General features: G+C 41.1%; 9 protein-coding genes. 5 read left to right on the top strand and 4 right to left on the bottom strand.

What is annotated here, in order from left to right:
• Nucleotides 1-68: 68 nt before the first annotated feature.
• The 4 genes from HPE56_RS04950 to HPE56_RS04935 all read right to left on the bottom strand — a co-directional run bounded on the left by HPE56_RS04950 (nt 69) and on the right by HPE56_RS04935 (nt 6,181).
• Entirely contained in the window at nt 69-1,865 is a 1,797-nt protein-coding gene (locus HPE56_RS04950; protein WP_449405376.1) for an alpha-amylase family glycosyl hydrolase, read from the bottom strand.
• Nucleotides 1,866-1,946: 81 nt separating this feature from the next.
• Entirely contained in the window at nt 1,947-4,253 is a 2,307-nt protein-coding gene (locus HPE56_RS04945; RefSeq protein ID WP_188242668.1) for a glycoside hydrolase family 65 protein, read from the bottom strand.
• Complete coding sequence (gene pgmB / locus HPE56_RS04940) at nt 4,254-4,910, bottom strand: beta-phosphoglucomutase (protein ID WP_188242667.1); 657 nt, start codon at nt 4,908-4,910, stop codon at nt 4,254-4,256.
• A 230-nt stretch (nt 4,911-5,140) separates the two neighbouring features.
• A complete protein-coding gene (locus tag HPE56_RS04935; protein WP_188242666.1) occupies nt 5,141-6,181 on the bottom strand; it encodes a LacI family DNA-binding transcriptional regulator in 1,041 nt (346 codons plus the stop codon).
• Nucleotides 6,182-6,411: 230 nt separating this feature from the next.
• Between HPE56_RS04935 and HPE56_RS04930 the strand changes: the two genes are divergently transcribed.
• The 5 genes from HPE56_RS04930 to HPE56_RS04910 all read left to right on the top strand — a co-directional run bounded on the left by HPE56_RS04930 (nt 6,412) and on the right by HPE56_RS04910 (nt 16,561).
• Nucleotides 6,412-9,444 carry a SusC/RagA family TonB-linked outer membrane protein gene (locus HPE56_RS04930; protein WP_188242665.1) on the top strand — a complete coding sequence of 1,011 codons (3,033 nt, stop codon included), beginning with the start codon at nt 6,412-6,414 and terminating at the stop codon, nt 9,442-9,444.
• Between the two features lie 11 nt (nt 9,445-9,455).
• The gene (locus HPE56_RS04925) at nt 9,456-10,979 is read left to right on the top strand and encodes a RagB/SusD family nutrient uptake outer membrane protein (protein WP_188242664.1); all 1,524 of its coding nucleotides are present in this window, start codon (nt 9,456-9,458) and stop codon (nt 10,977-10,979) included.
• A gap of 23 nt (nt 10,980-11,002) precedes the next feature.
• A complete protein-coding gene (locus HPE56_RS04920) occupies nt 11,003-12,391 on the top strand; it encodes a SusF/SusE family outer membrane protein (RefSeq protein WP_188242663.1) in 1,389 nt (462 codons plus the stop codon).
• Between the two features lie 118 nt (nt 12,392-12,509).
• Complete coding sequence (locus tag HPE56_RS04915) at nt 12,510-15,860, top strand: alpha-amylase family glycosyl hydrolase (RefSeq protein ID WP_188242662.1); 3,351 nt, start codon at nt 12,510-12,512, stop codon at nt 15,858-15,860.
• Nucleotides 15,857-16,561, top strand: a complete 705-nt coding sequence (locus HPE56_RS04910) for a fibronectin type III domain-containing protein (protein WP_223170193.1) — start codon at nt 15,857-15,859, stop codon at nt 16,559-16,561. Before HPE56_RS04915 ends, HPE56_RS04910 begins: the two co-directional genes overlap by 4 nt.
• Nucleotides 16,562-16,566 lie beyond the last annotated feature (5 nt).

Here is a 16,566-nt window from a genome sequence, read left to right as displayed (position 1 = left end):
ATTAAATGTATACGGATTAAATCTTATCACAGAGGTAAGATACATTTTCTGACCAAAAAAAATGTTTTTCAATCCAAATTTAATTTCAAAATAAAAGATTCCAAGGGTGCAATCTTGATCAGTACCTTACCCACACCACCCTCAACAATAAGTTTGGGCTCATAATTGAGATACAATTGGTCTTTTAAACCGTATATTCCGTCCTTAAGCAACCACATTGAGATAATTTCCTTGGGTATTTTCAACTCAAACCCATAAGTTTCAGTAGCATCGAAATTGGAAACCACCACTAATTTTTCGTTGGCAGACCATCTCACGAAGGACAACACCCTGTGGTTATAATTCTCGGTATGGTCCTTATTGTAATAATGGATATCCCCATAATTGCCCATTAAGGCCTCGCTGTTGATGGTAAAGTTCAACAAGGATTTGTAAAATTGTCGTAGGTCCTTTTCTTCATCGGATAATTGCCCCCCGTCAAATTTCTTGTCGTTTATCCAACGTTGGTGATGGGGTACACCAATGTAGTCAAAGATCGAAGTACGTGTAGGCTGGCCAAATCCGGCATTCTCATTCCCAGGCTCACCCACCTCTTGTCCAAAATAGATCATGGTCGGTGATGTACTTATGGTTGCTGAAACAACCATGGCTGGTTTTCCTTTTTTGGCATCGCCAGCGAAATCGGGACTCGCAATACGTTGCTCATCGTGATTTTCCAAAAAATGGAGCATATGATGTTCAATATCCTTTAAATTATTCGCTACGACCGGAATATGGTCTGTCCATCCATGGCCTTGCATAATATGTTTTAAGGAATCGTACATCTCTACCTTATCATAAAGATAATCCATTTTCCCCTTAAAGATATAATCACGATACAAATCAGGATTATAGACCTCGGCTAATAGAAAAGCATTGGGGTTGCTCATTTTAATATGCGAATTCATATAGCTCCAAAACTCCACCGGAACCATCTCGGCCATATCATAGCGGAACCCATCAACACCCATTTCCAACCAATATAAGGCAATATCCTTGAATTTCACCCAAGAACTGGGTACGTCCTTATTGGACCAAAATTCATAGTGCTTAGGGTAATCCTTTAAATCATAACCTTCCGGAAGCCTATCAAAATCGTATGAACCATCGGGGCGAACACCGTAATTGATCTTTACGGTCTCGTACCAATCATTCATATTGGGTTGCGCCATTCGTGACCCATTGCCGGTCCATTTTGCCGGGTTTTCATCGAAGTGACCATCGGCCAATGCATGTGCCTCACCGCCCAAGGGCAAATAACCATTTTGCCATTCCGGGACCTTAAAGGCCTCATTGGGAATGTAATAGAAATTATTATCCCTTTTATACTCAACCGAAGTATCATCCGAAGCACCGAAGGGTTCCAGACCGTCGGGTGTTGATTTTCCTTCGTAATTACGGGCCACATGGTTCGGAACAATATCGATAAGCACTTTGAGTCCGGCCTTATGGCTTCTATCGATCAATGCCTTAAACTCTGCCAATCGGTTTTTGGGATTATCGGCCAAATCGGGATTCACATTGTAATAGTCCTTAACGGCATAGGGCGAACCTGCCCTTCCCTTTACAATATCGGGATCATCATTAGAAATTCCGTAGGCACTGTAATCAGTGATCACATCGTGGTGTGGCACACCGGTATACCAAATATAGGTTACCCCAAGATCCTTGATTTCCTTCAATGCCTTTTCCGAGAAGTCAGAAAACTTGCCAACACCATTCTCTTCTATGGTTCCCCAAGGTTTGTTGGTTGTATTCGTATTGCCAAAAAGCCGTGTAAATACCTGATAAACAACTTCTTTTCTAACTTTTTTTTTGGCTACCATTTGTTTGTTTTCATTTTGTTTGGCGCACCCTTGAATCATGAGGATCACAAGCATGGCGCTAAAGATGCTGGAATTGTTCATTTAAGCCGAAATTTCCTCATTAGGATTCAATTCGAGTCGTTTCCCCTTGTATCGTATGGACATTTGCTCGTTTCCTTCCAATTTAAATTTGGTTTCACCTTCCGATACGGTAACCTTAATGACCCTATTTCTAAAGTTTATTTTAAAGGAATAGGATTCCCATTCCTTAGGGATTCTTGGGGTAAAGGATAATTTATCATCAATGACCCGCAGTCCCCCGAAGCCTTCAACAATACTCATCCAAGTACCTGCCATTGATGTAATATGGAGTCCTTCCTCAACTTCCTTGTTATAATCATCGAGATCTAACCTTGACGTTCTGAGATAAAACCGATAGGCTTGATCCATACGATCTAATTTAGCGGCTTGGATACTGTGAACACAGGGAGAAAGTGACGATTCATGAACGGTAAAGGATTCGTAAAAATCAAAATGTTTCTCCAGTTCCTCCAAGGTAAAATGATCTTCAAAGAAATAAAAACCCTGAAGCACATCGGCCTGTTTTATATAAGGGGACCTTAGAATACGGTCCCAACTCCACTTCTGGTTAATCGGTCGTTCCAATTTATCCAATTGTTCCACCGGAATCAGCTCTTTGTCCAAAAAGCCATCCTGCTGCAAGTAAACCCCATACTTCTCTGAATAAGGGAAATACATATTTTTAGCGACTTCCTCCCATTTATCGGTTTCCATCGTGGTCAATTGGGTATGACCTTTAATACGCTGATAATCCTCAGGATACCCATCTTTGACCTTATGCAACTGCTCCACCGTATAATCGATACACCATTTTGCCAAATAGTTCGTGTACCAGTTGTTGTTCACGTTGTTCTCATATTCGTTCGGACCCGTTACCCCGAGAATGACATACTTTTCCTTGGCCTCCGAATAATTGGCACGTTGGTACCAAAATCGGGCAATCCCGATCAAGACCTCCAACCCCATTTCCGGGATATAGGAATAATCCCCCGTAAAACGATAATAATTGAAAATCGCGAAGGCAATGGCTCCATTCCTATGGATTTCCTCGAAAGTGATTTCCCATTCATTGTGACACTCCTCACCATTCATGGTCACCATAGGGTAAAGGGCTGCCCCCTTTTCAAATCCCAACTTCTGGGCATTTTCGATAGCCTTCTCTAAATGATCGTAACGATATTTCAATAAATTCCTGGCAACCTCTTGATTCTTGGTCGCCATATAAAAAGGAATACAGTAGGCTTCGGTATCCCAATAGGTACTTCCTCCGTATTTTTCCCCTGTAAATCCTTTGGGACCTATATTCAATCGGGAATCGGTACCTAAATAGGTTTGGTTCAGGTGGAATATATTGAAACGAATACCCTGTTGGGCCTTCACATCGCCTTCAATGGTTATATCACTCATATGCCAAATGGCTGCCCAAGCTTTTTTCTGACTTTGAAACAAAGCTTCAAAACCTAATTCAAAGGCTTTATCCAATACCATATCTGCGGCGTCTACCAAGGTATCCGCTTTATGGTTTCGGGATACGGTGTACCCTCCAAACTTAATCAGTGTTAGCCTCTCACCTTGCTTTACCCCTTGGGTATAGGCATGCCCGATCCAGGTTTCCTTTTGGGAGACCTCGGGATCGATATTTACTTTTTTCCCATCAAGGTGCAATTCCGCCCCCATGAAGGTACATGTCTTAAAATCGGTCTTCATGGTATGGGCTTGGATATAGGCCCTATCACCTTTGGAATCTACTGAGGTCGTATTCCAGAACTTATCATCCCAGTTACTATCCTCGTTGGTAATACCACTGTCCAAATAAGGTATAAAAGTGATTTCGGCATCTTGATCCAATGGACTTATAGCGTAATCGATCGCTCCAATTTCATCCAACTCAAGGCTTAAAAACCGGGTGATTTCAACCTGAATCCTTATCGTATTGGGGAGGGTGGCCTTAAAGCTACGCTTGTACCAACCTTCTTTCATATTCAGTTCCCGACGGAAGTCATCGACTGATGTACAGGTAAACAAATCCAACGGTTCCTTATTGACAAGGACATCGATTCCTATCCAATTCGGGGCGTTCAACACCTTGGCAAAATACTCGGGATACCCATTTTTCCACCAACCTACACGGGTCTTATCGGGATAATAGACCCCTGCGATATAACTGCCTTGAAAAGTAGGACCGGAATACCGTTCCTCAAAGTTGGCCCTTTGCCCCATCGCCCCATTACCCAGACTAAAAAGGCTTTCTGATGACTTTACCGTTTCTTGGTCAAAACCTTCTTCTATGATCGACCAATTGTCCGCTTTAATATATTCTTGATTCATCTACTTTTCAATAATTTTTTTTATAAAACCCAAATCGATTTCAGTGAAATCCTTAAAATTATAATCCGCATCCGCCAAGATACCCGCATCACCAATACCAATACTGGTCATGTCAGCACTATTAGCTGCCTGAATGCCTGCAACGGCATCCTCAAAAACGATACAATCCTTGGGATCGACCCCCAATTTTTGGGCGGCAATAAGAAAAACCTCTGGATCCGGTTTAGCCTTGGTCACACTGTTTCCATCAACGAGATAATCAAAATAATGCAACAACCCCACCTTTTCCAAAATGGGCTTTGCATTTTTGCTCGCAGACCCTAGGGCTATAGGCACTTCATTCTCTTTAAGGAAGTTTAGGATTTTAGGGACATCAGGCAAAACCTCAGAGGCATCCATTTTATCGATATAAGTTAGATAGTCCTCATTTTTCTCCACCATCCAGGCATCAAATTGTTCCTGCGTGGCTTTTACCCCACCGATTTCCAATAAAATCTCCAGGCAACGTTTTCGGCTTACCCCTTTGAACATTTCATTCTGGTCCTCCGTAAATTCAAACCCTAATTCATTGGCAAGCTTCTTCCATGCCAGATAATGGTATTTGGCGGTATCGACAATAACGCCATCCAAATCGAAAATAAATCCTTTTTTCTTCATTTTTAATTTTTGCGTAATGAAAAAGACAAGTGACATTCCATTTAGAACCACATGGAATGAAAAAATGTCCTAACGATTGAATAGTATGCCTGAAATATTAAAACTATTGGTCAAAAAGAATTTACCAGTTAAAATTACCAAAAGCCTATTCAAAACTTATTATAGTTGAGAAGTAAAATTAAAGTTTTGATTGGGCCAAAAGTAAAAAGTTTTTTTTGATTTCCAATACTCTATCTAGTTGAATCCCTTTCAATAAGCTCAGTTTTTATAATTTTGGTCCTAAATTCCTTCTCTTCATCCTCATGACTCAACCTATCTATTAATAAGGTAGCGGCCTCCTCCCCAATTTTAAATCCGTGCTGGCTAATGGTGGTAAGACTTGGCCGTGAATGCTGGGAAAGGATGCCGTCTGAAAAACTGACTACCGACAAATCTTCCGGCACCCGAAGTCCTCTTTGACGCGCAACATTCAATGCCGTAATGGCATAAATCTCGTTAACGGCAAAAATTCCGTCAATACCACTAACCTTGTCGAATATTTTATTGATGTCCTCTTCAATGGCTTCCTGTTTCCTTTCAAGATTGCCCATATCACTGACCCGATAAATAATACTTGGGTCTTGCTTTATATTATTCTCCCTTAAAACCTCTAAATACCCCTGTGTTCTTAACTTTCCTATATTAATAAAATCTTCGGTCGTAATTAATAGAATTTTTTTACAGCCCGTATCAATAAGCTTTTGTGTTGCAATCTTGGCCCCTTCCAAATCGTCAACAATAACCTTATCACAATCGATATCATCAACTACCCGGTCGAACATTACAATAGGGATTCCTTGGTTGATGGTTTCTTGCAAATGGTGTTTATCCCGATTTAACAAGGTTTCTTTTGATAAGGACATGATAAAACCATCAATATTGCTGTGCACCAACAACTCCATATTGATGACCTCTTTATCAAAGGATTCATTAGTAACCGCTATAAGTACATTATACCCTTTTAATTTGGCCACATGCTCAATACCGCTGATGACCTTTGCAAAAAAATTATGCACTATTTCAGGAATGATCAACCCAATGGTCTTTGTCTTTTTGTTCTTTAGACTTAGGGCGATGTTATTGGGACGATAGTTATAGAACTTGGCAAAAGCTTGGATTTTGTCACGGTTCTCCTGGCTTATCTCCTTATTATCATGCAGGGCTTTTGAAACTGTGGAAATAGACACACCCAATTCTTTGGCTATTCTTTTCAAGGTCATTTTCGGCTTCATAAACAATATGGGTTTGTCAAAAGTAAAGTGGTTAAAATAAACAAATGACGTTTAAAAGCGTCCGTTTTTGTCAATACTACAAAAATAACTAAAAAGTTATCAACCCGAAAACGTTGTAATAGCCCGCAAACATTGAGCTGAAGGGTAATTAACATAAAATTTACATAATTTCGTAGTGAGGAGTAAAATTAAAGTTCAAATCTAATTAAAACTAATTTAAGAAACGTTCTATGAAAAAAATCAAACAGTGCCTCTTACTGGCCGTGTTTATGATTCCCATAGGGATTTTTGCACAGACCACCGTAACTGGTAATGTGACCGACCAGGTAACTGGAGGCCCCTTACCCGGTGTCAGTATAGTAGTCGTAGGAACATCTACTGGATCTACGACCGATTTTGACGGCTATTACACCCTTACCGTAGACGATGGTGCGGTATTGCAATTCTCCTACATCGGATACAAAACCGTGGATATTCCAGTTACGGGTCCTAATCTAGACCTTGTAATGGAAGAGGACAGGGCGCAATTGGATGAAGTTGTGGTCATAGGATATGGTACCACAACCGTTAAGGATGCAACTGGTTCATTAACAGCGGTAACCTCGGAAGATTTCAACAAAGGTGCCATTGTTAGTACCGACCAACTTTTGACCGGTAAGGCAGCCGGTGTACGAATTACAAGTTCAGGGGGTTCGCCAGATGCCGCTCCCAATATTCGAATAAGGGGTGGGGCTTCGCTAAGCGCGAACAATAGTCCACTTATCGTAATTGATGGAGTACCCATAGACAACACCAATCCGGCTGGGGTCAATAACCCATTTTCCATGATCAACCCGAATGACGTTGACAGCTTTTCCATCCTTAAGGATGCATCAGCAGCTGCCATTTATGGTTCAAGGGCTTCAAACGGGGTTATTATCATTACGACCAAAAAAGGTACTTCAGGAGGTCCTAAGTTCAACTTTTCATCAAATACTACCATAAGTACAGTTAGTAGTAAAATTGATTTAATGGATGGGCCAACGTATTCCAAATTCATCAATGAATATCACCCTACATATTCCGGTTTATTGGGAACCGCTAACACAGACTGGCAAGATGCCATTTATAGGGCTGCAGTCTCATCGGACCACAACTTTAGTGCTAGGGCCAATCTATTTGATAAAATACCAACTAGATTCTCATTTGGCTACAACAACACCGAAGGATTGGTAAAAACCAATGATTATGAACGGTATACCGCCTCTGTTAAATTTACACCTACTTTTTTCGACGATCATTTAAAGATTGATATCAACGCGAAAGGTATCAGCTCTGAGAAAAATGCAGTTGATGAAGGTGGTGCCTTGGGAGGTGCTGTTAACATGGACCCCACAAAACCTATTTATGATAATTCCCCCGATAATCGTTTTGGAGGTTTTTATCAAAACACCATTTTGGATGATGTTGATAATCCCACTCGATTATTACTTGATGGTCAATGGAACCCGTTGGCATTACTGTTACAAAGAACACGTCCTGAAAAGGTACAGAAAATCCTTGGTAACGTTGAATTCGACTATAAAATGCACTTTCTTCCAGAACTTCGGGCTGTACTTAACTTAGGTCTTGAAGCTTCAACAGCGGATATTGAGGAGTCTTATTCCGATAATTCCTTGGCGACTTATAAGTTTGACTCCTCGAATAATGACATCAACTCCAATTATGTTTTCAATCCCGGGGTCAACTATAGGGAAAACCAAAGTATAACCAACCAGACCATGGATGCTTATTTGGTCTATGCAAAACGATATGAAGAAGGATTCTTGACCAACTTTGATGTTCAAGGAGGATATTCCTATCAAAATTTCAGGAATGATGGCAACAAAGAAGAATATCGCTACAATAACGACACGGGAATTCGCGAATTGCAGATCGATGCGCAAAACCCGAACAACCGTTATTTTAATGAACTTAATCTGCAGTCTTACTTTGGTAGAACCAATCTGAATCTATTGGATAAATATTTGGTAACGGTTTCCTTTAGGGCCGATGGTTCTTCTTTGTTCAGCGAAGACAATAGATGGGGATACTTTCCTGCAGCAGCTTTGGCATGGAAAGTGAATGAAGAGGATTTCCTAAAAGATTCCCAAGTGATTAACGACCTTAAATTGCGATTAGGTTGGGGTAAAACCGGACAACAGGACATTACAGGAGCGGTAGGTTTCTATCCTTCGGTTCCATTATTTGAAGCTGGTTCCAGTACCGGACAATACCTCCAAGGCGTTGCACTTTATTCTGCCAAGCCTTTCAATGAAGACTTGACTTGGGAGAAAACCACCACGTATAACGCTGGGATAGATTTTGGACTTTTCGAAAACCGATTGATCAATGGTTCTTTCGATGTTTTCTATAGGGAAACTTCCGACCTACTTGCAAAAGTACCTGTAGCGCCGGGTCAAGGGCTAACGGATTCATTTGTTAAAAATGTTGGGGAAACCGAAAGTAAAGGTTTTGAGGTAATCTTAAATGCCACCCTCTTAAGTAATGAAAGTACGAATCTGGAATTCTACTCCAACCTTTCGTATAGTAGGGCCGAGGTCACAAATCTTCAGGATGTTACCCGGATTTCTGCTGACGGTTCAGGAATCCCTACAGGAACAGGGGTTAACATAGGGTACCACACTGTGGGTTACCAACCTTATTCCGCTTGGGTTTTCAGGCAATTGTATGATACGGCCGGTAATCCTATCCACGGAGCGTTTGCTGATTTTAATGGGGATGGCGTAACCGATAATGATGACCGATACTTCGAGCCTTTACGACCTAACTGGACCTTTGGTTTCGGGTTTAACTTCAATTACAATAAGTTCGATTTAAGCACCAGTTTTAGAGGCCAAATCGGCGGACAGGTCTATAATTCCAGACGATTGACTTCAGGATGGATCGACAAGGCCGTTCCAAACAACTCAAACAGCTTGAGTAATGTCTTGGATTTTTACTCAGGAGCAGCCAATTACAATTTTGTAGACATACAGGGCAATGTTCCCTTTTCAGATTATTTTCTGGAAGACGCGACATTCCTAAGGTGTGAGAATATCGTATTGGGCTATCGTTTGGACGACATCGTGAAAAACACTTCAATGCGGGTTTACGGTGCTGTAAACAATCCGTTTATCATTACCAACTACAGCGGTCAGGACCCTGAGAACTTTAATGCAATAGATAACAATTTTTATCCTAGACCACGGTCATTCACCCTTGGTTTAAGCGTGGACTTTTAATATAAATTACTATGAAGAAAATAATATTAATTCTTTTTTGCATACTAGCAAGCGTTCAAGGGTGTACTGATGATTTGAACACAGAACCTTTGGTAGAACAGTCGTTAGACGACTTATTAGCTAATGATCCCGATGCGGTTTCAGGAATTTTATCCCGTTTATATGCTTCTTTTGCACTCTCTGGCCCAGATGGCCCTAGTAGTGGGGACATCAGCGGTGACACTGGGGAATCCCCATTTTTAAGAGGAATCGTCAATCTACAGGATTTTACTGCAGATGGCATGAAAAACCGTTGGGGCGATGATGGCTTGGACCAATTGACCACTACTTCCAATTGGGATGAAAACAATAAGTTTTTTGGATATATGTATAATAGGATCTATTATACCATACCACAAGCCAATAACCTATTGTCTGTTTTAAGTTCGGTAAGCATTGATGGCCAAGATCAAGTAGTTGGGGAAGTGAAATTTTTACGAGGACTCGCCTATTATTATCTCATCGATACTTTCGGTAAAGGTGTTTTGGTGACTGAGAATGAAATTGGGGTTTCCGCCCCTTTACCTGAAGCTACCAGAGCAGAACTTTTCACTTTCGTCGAAAATGACCTACTAGAGGCTGAAGCACTGATGTCTAACACTAAAATCTATGGCCGGGCCAACAAAGCCGCCGTTCAAATGTTATTGGCAAAACTATACCTCAATGCCGAAGTGTATATAGGTGAAGATAAATACAGTGAGGCTTTGACCTTTATCAAAAAGGTAATCGATGAAGGCGGTTATACCTTAGCCCCAGATTTTGTAAGTAATTTTTCAGGGGACAATGACGCTTCACCTGAAATTATTTTCACTTTAATCGCAGATTCCGAAACCAGTCAGAGTTATGGGAACACGACCTATATCGTAAACGGAAGTATGGGCACAGAAACAATGCCTATTATAAACTTTGGAGCCGCGGAAGGCTGGTCTGGCCATAGGGCCACCAAAGCTTGGTACGGATTATACGATGATAATGACGATAGGGGCGAACTTTTCTGGACCGAAGGGCACAACTATGAAATGGCCGACTATAAAGCATGGTCAGACGGTTATCCTTCAGTAAAGTTTCGCAATTCAGGATTTTCAACAACACTTCCTGCGACTACTTTTTCAAGTACCGATTTTCCACTTTACAGATTGGCCGATGCCTACTTGATTTATGCGGAATGTGTATTGCGCGGCGCGGCTGGCGGGGATGCCGCCCAAGCACTGAACTATGTGAATGCAGTTAGAGAACGCTCTAATGCCAATGCCATTGGATCATCCGAATTAACCCTCGATTTTATTCTTGATGAACGCGCTAGGGAACTGAATTTGGAAGGGCAAAGAAGAACAGACCTAATCCGTTTTGGAAAATTCACAGGCAATTCTTATGTATGGCCATGGAAAGGAAACACCGCACAGGGAACTTCCATCCCCGATTATTACAACCTATTCCCTATCCCATTATCGGCCTTGGAAGCAAACCCTAACTTAAATCAAAATCCTGGTTTCTAAAAAATAACTAAACAGTACATACTATGAAAACTATTATAAAAAACTTCTTTAAAATTCTGCCCTTCATATTAGGGGCATGGCTTATTAGCTCCTGTGACAATGATGATGTAGTACCTAAATTTACACTATCACAGGCCTCAGAAAATGTTGCATTCTCTTTTTCAGCCGCCGATGAGTATTTGATATCCACAGGCACCATGGATAATGTAGCTGAAAGATTCGTCTGGAATAATGTTGATTTTGGTGTACAGACTGAAATCAACTACCAATTACAAGGGTCTATCGACAATACTTTTGCTGCATATGATGCAACAACTGAATATGATTCAGGAACTTTAAGCGTAACCAATGCTGAGGTAAAAGTGTCAGATTTAAACAATCTTGCCACTCTTTTAGGTTTGGAGGCCGGTGACAGTGGTCAAGTGTATTTTAGGGCTAGGGCCTTTGCTGGTTCGGGTGAAGGTGCAGATGCCGTTGATTCTTATTCCGATGTTATGACCTTGAATATTTCAATATTGGAAGAGACCAGTGGTTCTTCCGAAATAGAAATTTCTGATTGGGGTATCGTTGGATCTGCCGCACCAAACGCTTGGGATGGGCCAGATGTTCCTTTTTACACTACTAATGAGAATAATATTATAGTAGCGTATGCTTCTTTAATTGATGGGCAAATTAAATTCCGTCAAAATAATAGTTGGGATGATCCTAATATTAATTATGGAGATTTAACAGGAGATGGCATTCTAGATACAGAGAATGATAATAATATTGATGTTACTGCTGGAACATATAAGATAACTATCAATTTAAATGATAATTCCTATAGTATTGAAGAATTTTATTGGGGGCTAGTAGGATCTGCAACCCCAAATGCTTGGGATGGACCCGATGTAAAGTTATCATATGACTATACAACAAATACGTTTAAAACCGTTGTTCAACTCGTAGATGGGGAGATGAAAATCAGAATGAACGATAGTTGGGACGATCCCAATATTAATTATGGTGACTTAACAGGAGATGGTATTTTAGATACGGAAAATGAGAATAATATCGCTGTAACAGCAGGATATTATTTAGTCACCGTTAACTTCAACACACTTGAATATTCAATTGAAGAAACCGAAATCTGGGGCGTAGTGGGCTCAGCCGCACCAAATGGTTGGGACGGGCCAGACGTAAAGTTTGTCCCTGATTTTTCAAACCCAGGCAAATGGGATTTGAAGGATATTACCTTGCTTGATGGTGACATGAAATTTCGTATAAACGATGACTGGGGTGGTGACTATGGTGATTTTAATAGCGATGGTATCTTGGATCAAGAATCCGACAATAATATTATCGTTACAGCAGGTGTGTACGACATCTCTATCAATTTCAATGATTTAACATACACACTTACTGCCAAATAGTAAGTCTCAAATTTAATTTTTAAAAAAAGGGCTGTTCAACACAGCCCTTTTTACCTTATTTTCCCTAGGTATTAAAAAATTGGGTTTTTACCATTATTCGAATCATTAACTACAAAACATGAAAAAGTTATACGCTTTAATTCTGTTTACGCTTTCCCTGAACTTCGGTTTTGCCCAAGTTCAAAATGGTGTTTTTTCCACAACACCCACAACGTTTACCGAAAACGACGAAATAACCATTACGGTTTCCGGATTAGACCTTACGGCATGGAGTGTATCTGATGTATATTTATGGGCATGGTATGCAGACAGCAATGGAAACCAAGCAGATTCCCCAACCAATGGTTCGTGGACAAGCTCCGATGACACCCAAAAAATGACCGACAATGGTGACGGCACCTATAGTTACACCATGATTCCCTCAACCTTTTATGGCGCTACCGGTATTTCCCAAATTGGAATGCTCGTAAAGGCCAAAGATGGTACAGGAGATAAAAAAACACAGGATTTCACCAAAGAGGTGGGAGGTTACCAATTGGTATTGACAGCCCCTACCCAAACAACAACCATTGTTTCCGGCGGAACAGATTTTACCATCGAAGCAACGGCATCAGCAAATTCAAGTTTTGTTCTAACCGCTAACGGCTCTATGGTCGACAATTCCGTTACTTCGGCAACAACATATTCATTTGATTATACCGTAAATTCAACCACCAATTTTGAATTGACCGTTGCCAATGGCACGGAAACCCTTACAGAAAACTTTACATTGGCCGTTAGTCCAACAGTTACGGAAGAAGCCCTTCCCGATGGACTTTTGGACGGCATCAATTTTAACGAAAGTGACCCAACCAAGGCTACCTTGGTCCTCTATGCACCAGGAAAGGAATTTGTGCACGTCATTGGGGATTTTAACGATTGGACGATAGACAATGCTTATCTGATGAAAAAAGATTCGTCCCAAGATCGTTTTTGGATTGAATTGACGGGACTTACACCAAATTACAACCATCTATACCAATATTTGGTTGAATTCGACATCAACATTGCCGACCCATACGCTACTTTGATTCTTGACGGTTATGGAAATGATGCATATATAACAGACACTACGTATCCTGACCTGCCTACCTATCCGTCCGGTCAAACCGAAGCGATTACCGTTTTAAGAACCGATGAAACAGACTATACATGGCAAACAACGGACTTTACCCCACCGGCAAAAGAAGATTTGGTTGTTTATGAGATTTTGTTACGTGATTTTGATGCACTACATTCTTTCGATGCGGTAAAAAACAGACTGGACTATTTGGAGGAATTAGGCATCAACGCCATTGAACTAATGCCTGTAAGTGAATTTGATGGTAATGAGAGTTGGGGGTATAATCCTTCATTCCATATGGCGCTGGACAAATATTACGGCACCAAAGAGGCCTTTAAATCATTTATAGACGAATGCCATTCCCGAGGTATGGCCGTAATCTTGGATGTGGTCTATAATCACGCTACTGGTCAAAATCCGTATTACCGCATGTGGAATACCGATAATGGGGGCACTGGCGGACAGGCATCGGCAGACAATCCGTTCTTTAATGCCACCGCTACCCATTCCTATAGTGTCTTCAACGATTTCAACCATCAACAACAGGCCACAAAAGATTATGTAAACCGAACCGTGACCTATTGGATCGAGGAATTCAAGATTGATGGAATGCGTTGGGACCTTACCAAAGGTTTTACACAAAATTGCACCTCATCAGACGATAGTTGCACCAATAGCCCACAGGCAGATAGAGTCGAGGTGTTAAAGGGCTATGCGGACAACCAATGGGCTTCCGACGAGGATTTTTATGTGATTTTTGAACATTTGGGACAAATCGAGGAAGAAGAACAATGGGCCAATTATAGGGTTGATGAAGGCAAGGGCATCCTTTTATGGAACAAAATGTCCGATCCCTATAACGAGGCTACCATGGGTTACAACGAAAGTAGCAAATCCGATTTTTCCAATGTTTCCTATGTTTCAAAAGGTTTTGACCAACCTTCAGTCGTATCCTATATGGAAAGCCATGATGAGGAACGTCTTATGTATAAAAACCTACTTTACGGTAATTCCGAGGGTTCCTATGATGTCACTGATGAAAGTACTGCCTTGAGTAGAATGCAGACCGCAGGAGCTTTCTTTTTTACGGTTCCCGGACCAAAAATGATCTGGCAATTTGGCGAATTGGGTTATGACATATCTATTGAGGAAGGTGGTAGAACGGGGAACAAACCGATTCTTTGGGAATACACCAATGAGCCCGACCGCTTTGCTATCTATGAAACATGGCAAGATCTGATTGCATTAAAATTGAAAGAACCCATTTTTGAAACCTCCGACTTTTCGTTGGATGTGAATGCAGCAACTGGACTAAAAACCATTCACCTAACAGACAACACCGCTACAGGTGATGAAATCAAATACGTTACCATTGTTGGGAATTTTGGTGTTACATCACAAGAGATCGTTCCCGATTTTCAAGAAACGGGAACTTGGTATAATCTATTGAAAAATAATGACCCCAGGGAAGTAACCAATACTACCAGCACTATTGCACTTCAACCTGGGGAATTCATCGTTTTTGCGGATAATCCCAGTCTCGCATTAATTGATCCCGACGATCTGGATGCCGATGGTGTCCCCAATACCGATGACCTTTGTGCGGACACCCCTTTTGGGGCAACCGTTGATGTCAATGGTTGTGAAATATTTTCCTTAGCAGTAGATAATTTCAGTATTAAATCGAGCAGCGAAACATGCCGTTCCAGTAATAACGGAAGTATAACAATCGCGGCCAAAGAAAATTACAACTATTCGGCAACCCTTTCCGGAACATCCGATGCTACAAATGCATTTACCTCGGCAACGGAGTTTTCAGGACTTTCCGCTGGTGATTACACCCTATGCATAACCATTGAGGGGCAAACGGATTACGAGCAATGTTACGATTTGTCGATTACCGAGCCAGAGGACTTATCAGTGAGTTCCAAGGTAAATACCAATACAGGCAAGGTTTCCTTGAGCTTAAAAGGCGGTAAAGTTTATACCATTAATCTCAATGGGGAATCCTTCACCACTTCCCAAAATGAAATTACCTTGAATTTGGAAGCCCAAACAAACACCATACGTGTTTCAACCGATTACGATTGCCAAGGTTTCTATGAAGAAACCATTGTCTTGGCAAATGAAATATCGGTACATCCCAATCCGGTAACTGACAGTTTGTTGTATTTAGAACTTGGAAACATAAGTGACCCTTCTGTAAATGTCGAGATCTATACCCTTTCGGGCCGACAGATTTCCACATCGGATCATTACGTTAACAACGGTCAGGTACAAATCGATGTATCGAACATTCCTAACGGATTGTATGTTTTGAAAATACATACCGCACAAAAAACCTATCACTACAAAATCGTAAAATGATGAAAACCGTAAAATATATACTCCCAGTAATCCTCATTGGTATTTTAATTTCATGCGGAGGCGATGGCAATGATGACAACCCAGACCCTGTGATTGTTTCTCCCCCAGAGGCTGCCACATTGATATTTCCTGAGAATAATACGGAATGTATTGAGGGTACCATTATTTCCGACACTGAAAGTAGCGTAACCTTCTTATGGAATGCTTCTGAAAATACGGATTCATATACCGTTAATCTCCGAAATTTGGACACCAACACTTCCCAAAACTTGAGTGCCAGTACAAACGAACTCGTGATTACCCTTATGCGGGGAACCCCTTATTCTTGGTCGGTTACCTCCAAAGCGGACGACACCGATGAAACTGCCGAAAGCAACCTCTGGAAATTCTATAACGCAGGACCGGCCGTAGAGAATTACGCCCCATTTCCCGCAGATGTCATTTACCCCACCATGGGCTCAAGTATTGATGCGGGGAGTATTACCTTAAGTTGGGAAGGTAGTGATGTTGATAACGATATTGATTCTTATGACATCTATATTGATGAAAACAATCCGCCATCAACCTTATTAGGAAACACCACCTCGAGCGGCATTGATTTTGAGGCCATATCCGGAAAGGTTTACTATTGGAAAGTGACAACAAAAGATGCCTCCGGTAATTCATCAAACTCTGAAATATTCCAATTTAAAGTGAATTGATTTTC

Source organism: Maribacter aquimaris (assembly GCF_014596745.1).
GTDB classification, from domain to species: Bacteria; Bacteroidota; Bacteroidia; order Flavobacteriales; family Flavobacteriaceae; genus Maribacter_A; species Maribacter_A aquimaris.
The sequence above is the reverse complement of the archived record's forward strand: the minus strand, read 5'-3'. Positions and strand labels throughout refer to the sequence as shown.

Coding starts and splice junctions, on each gene's coding strand:
- HPE56_RS04950 (WP_449405376.1), bottom strand. CDS start 1,865: ATGGTAGCCAAAAAAAAAGTTAGAAAAGAAGTTGTTTATCAGGTATTT.
- HPE56_RS04945 (WP_188242668.1), bottom strand. CDS start 4,253: ATGAATCAAGAATATATTAAAGCGGACAATTGGTCGATCATAGAAGAA.
- pgmB (WP_188242667.1), bottom strand. CDS start 4,910: ATGAAGAAAAAAGGATTTATTTTCGATTTGGATGGCGTTATTGTCGAT.
- HPE56_RS04935 (WP_188242666.1), bottom strand. CDS start 6,181: ATGAAGCCGAAAATGACCTTGAAAAGAATAGCCAAAGAATTGGGTGTG.
- HPE56_RS04930 (WP_188242665.1), top strand. CDS start 6,412: ATGAAAAAAATCAAACAGTGCCTCTTACTGGCCGTGTTTATGATTCCC.
- HPE56_RS04925 (WP_188242664.1), top strand. CDS start 9,456: ATGAAGAAAATAATATTAATTCTTTTTTGCATACTAGCAAGCGTTCAA.
- HPE56_RS04920 (WP_188242663.1), top strand. CDS start 11,003: ATGAAAACTATTATAAAAAACTTCTTTAAAATTCTGCCCTTCATATTA.
- HPE56_RS04915 (WP_188242662.1), top strand. CDS start 12,510: ATGAAAAAGTTATACGCTTTAATTCTGTTTACGCTTTCCCTGAACTTC.
- HPE56_RS04910 (WP_223170193.1), top strand. CDS start 15,857: ATGATGAAAACCGTAAAATATATACTCCCAGTAATCCTCATTGGTATT.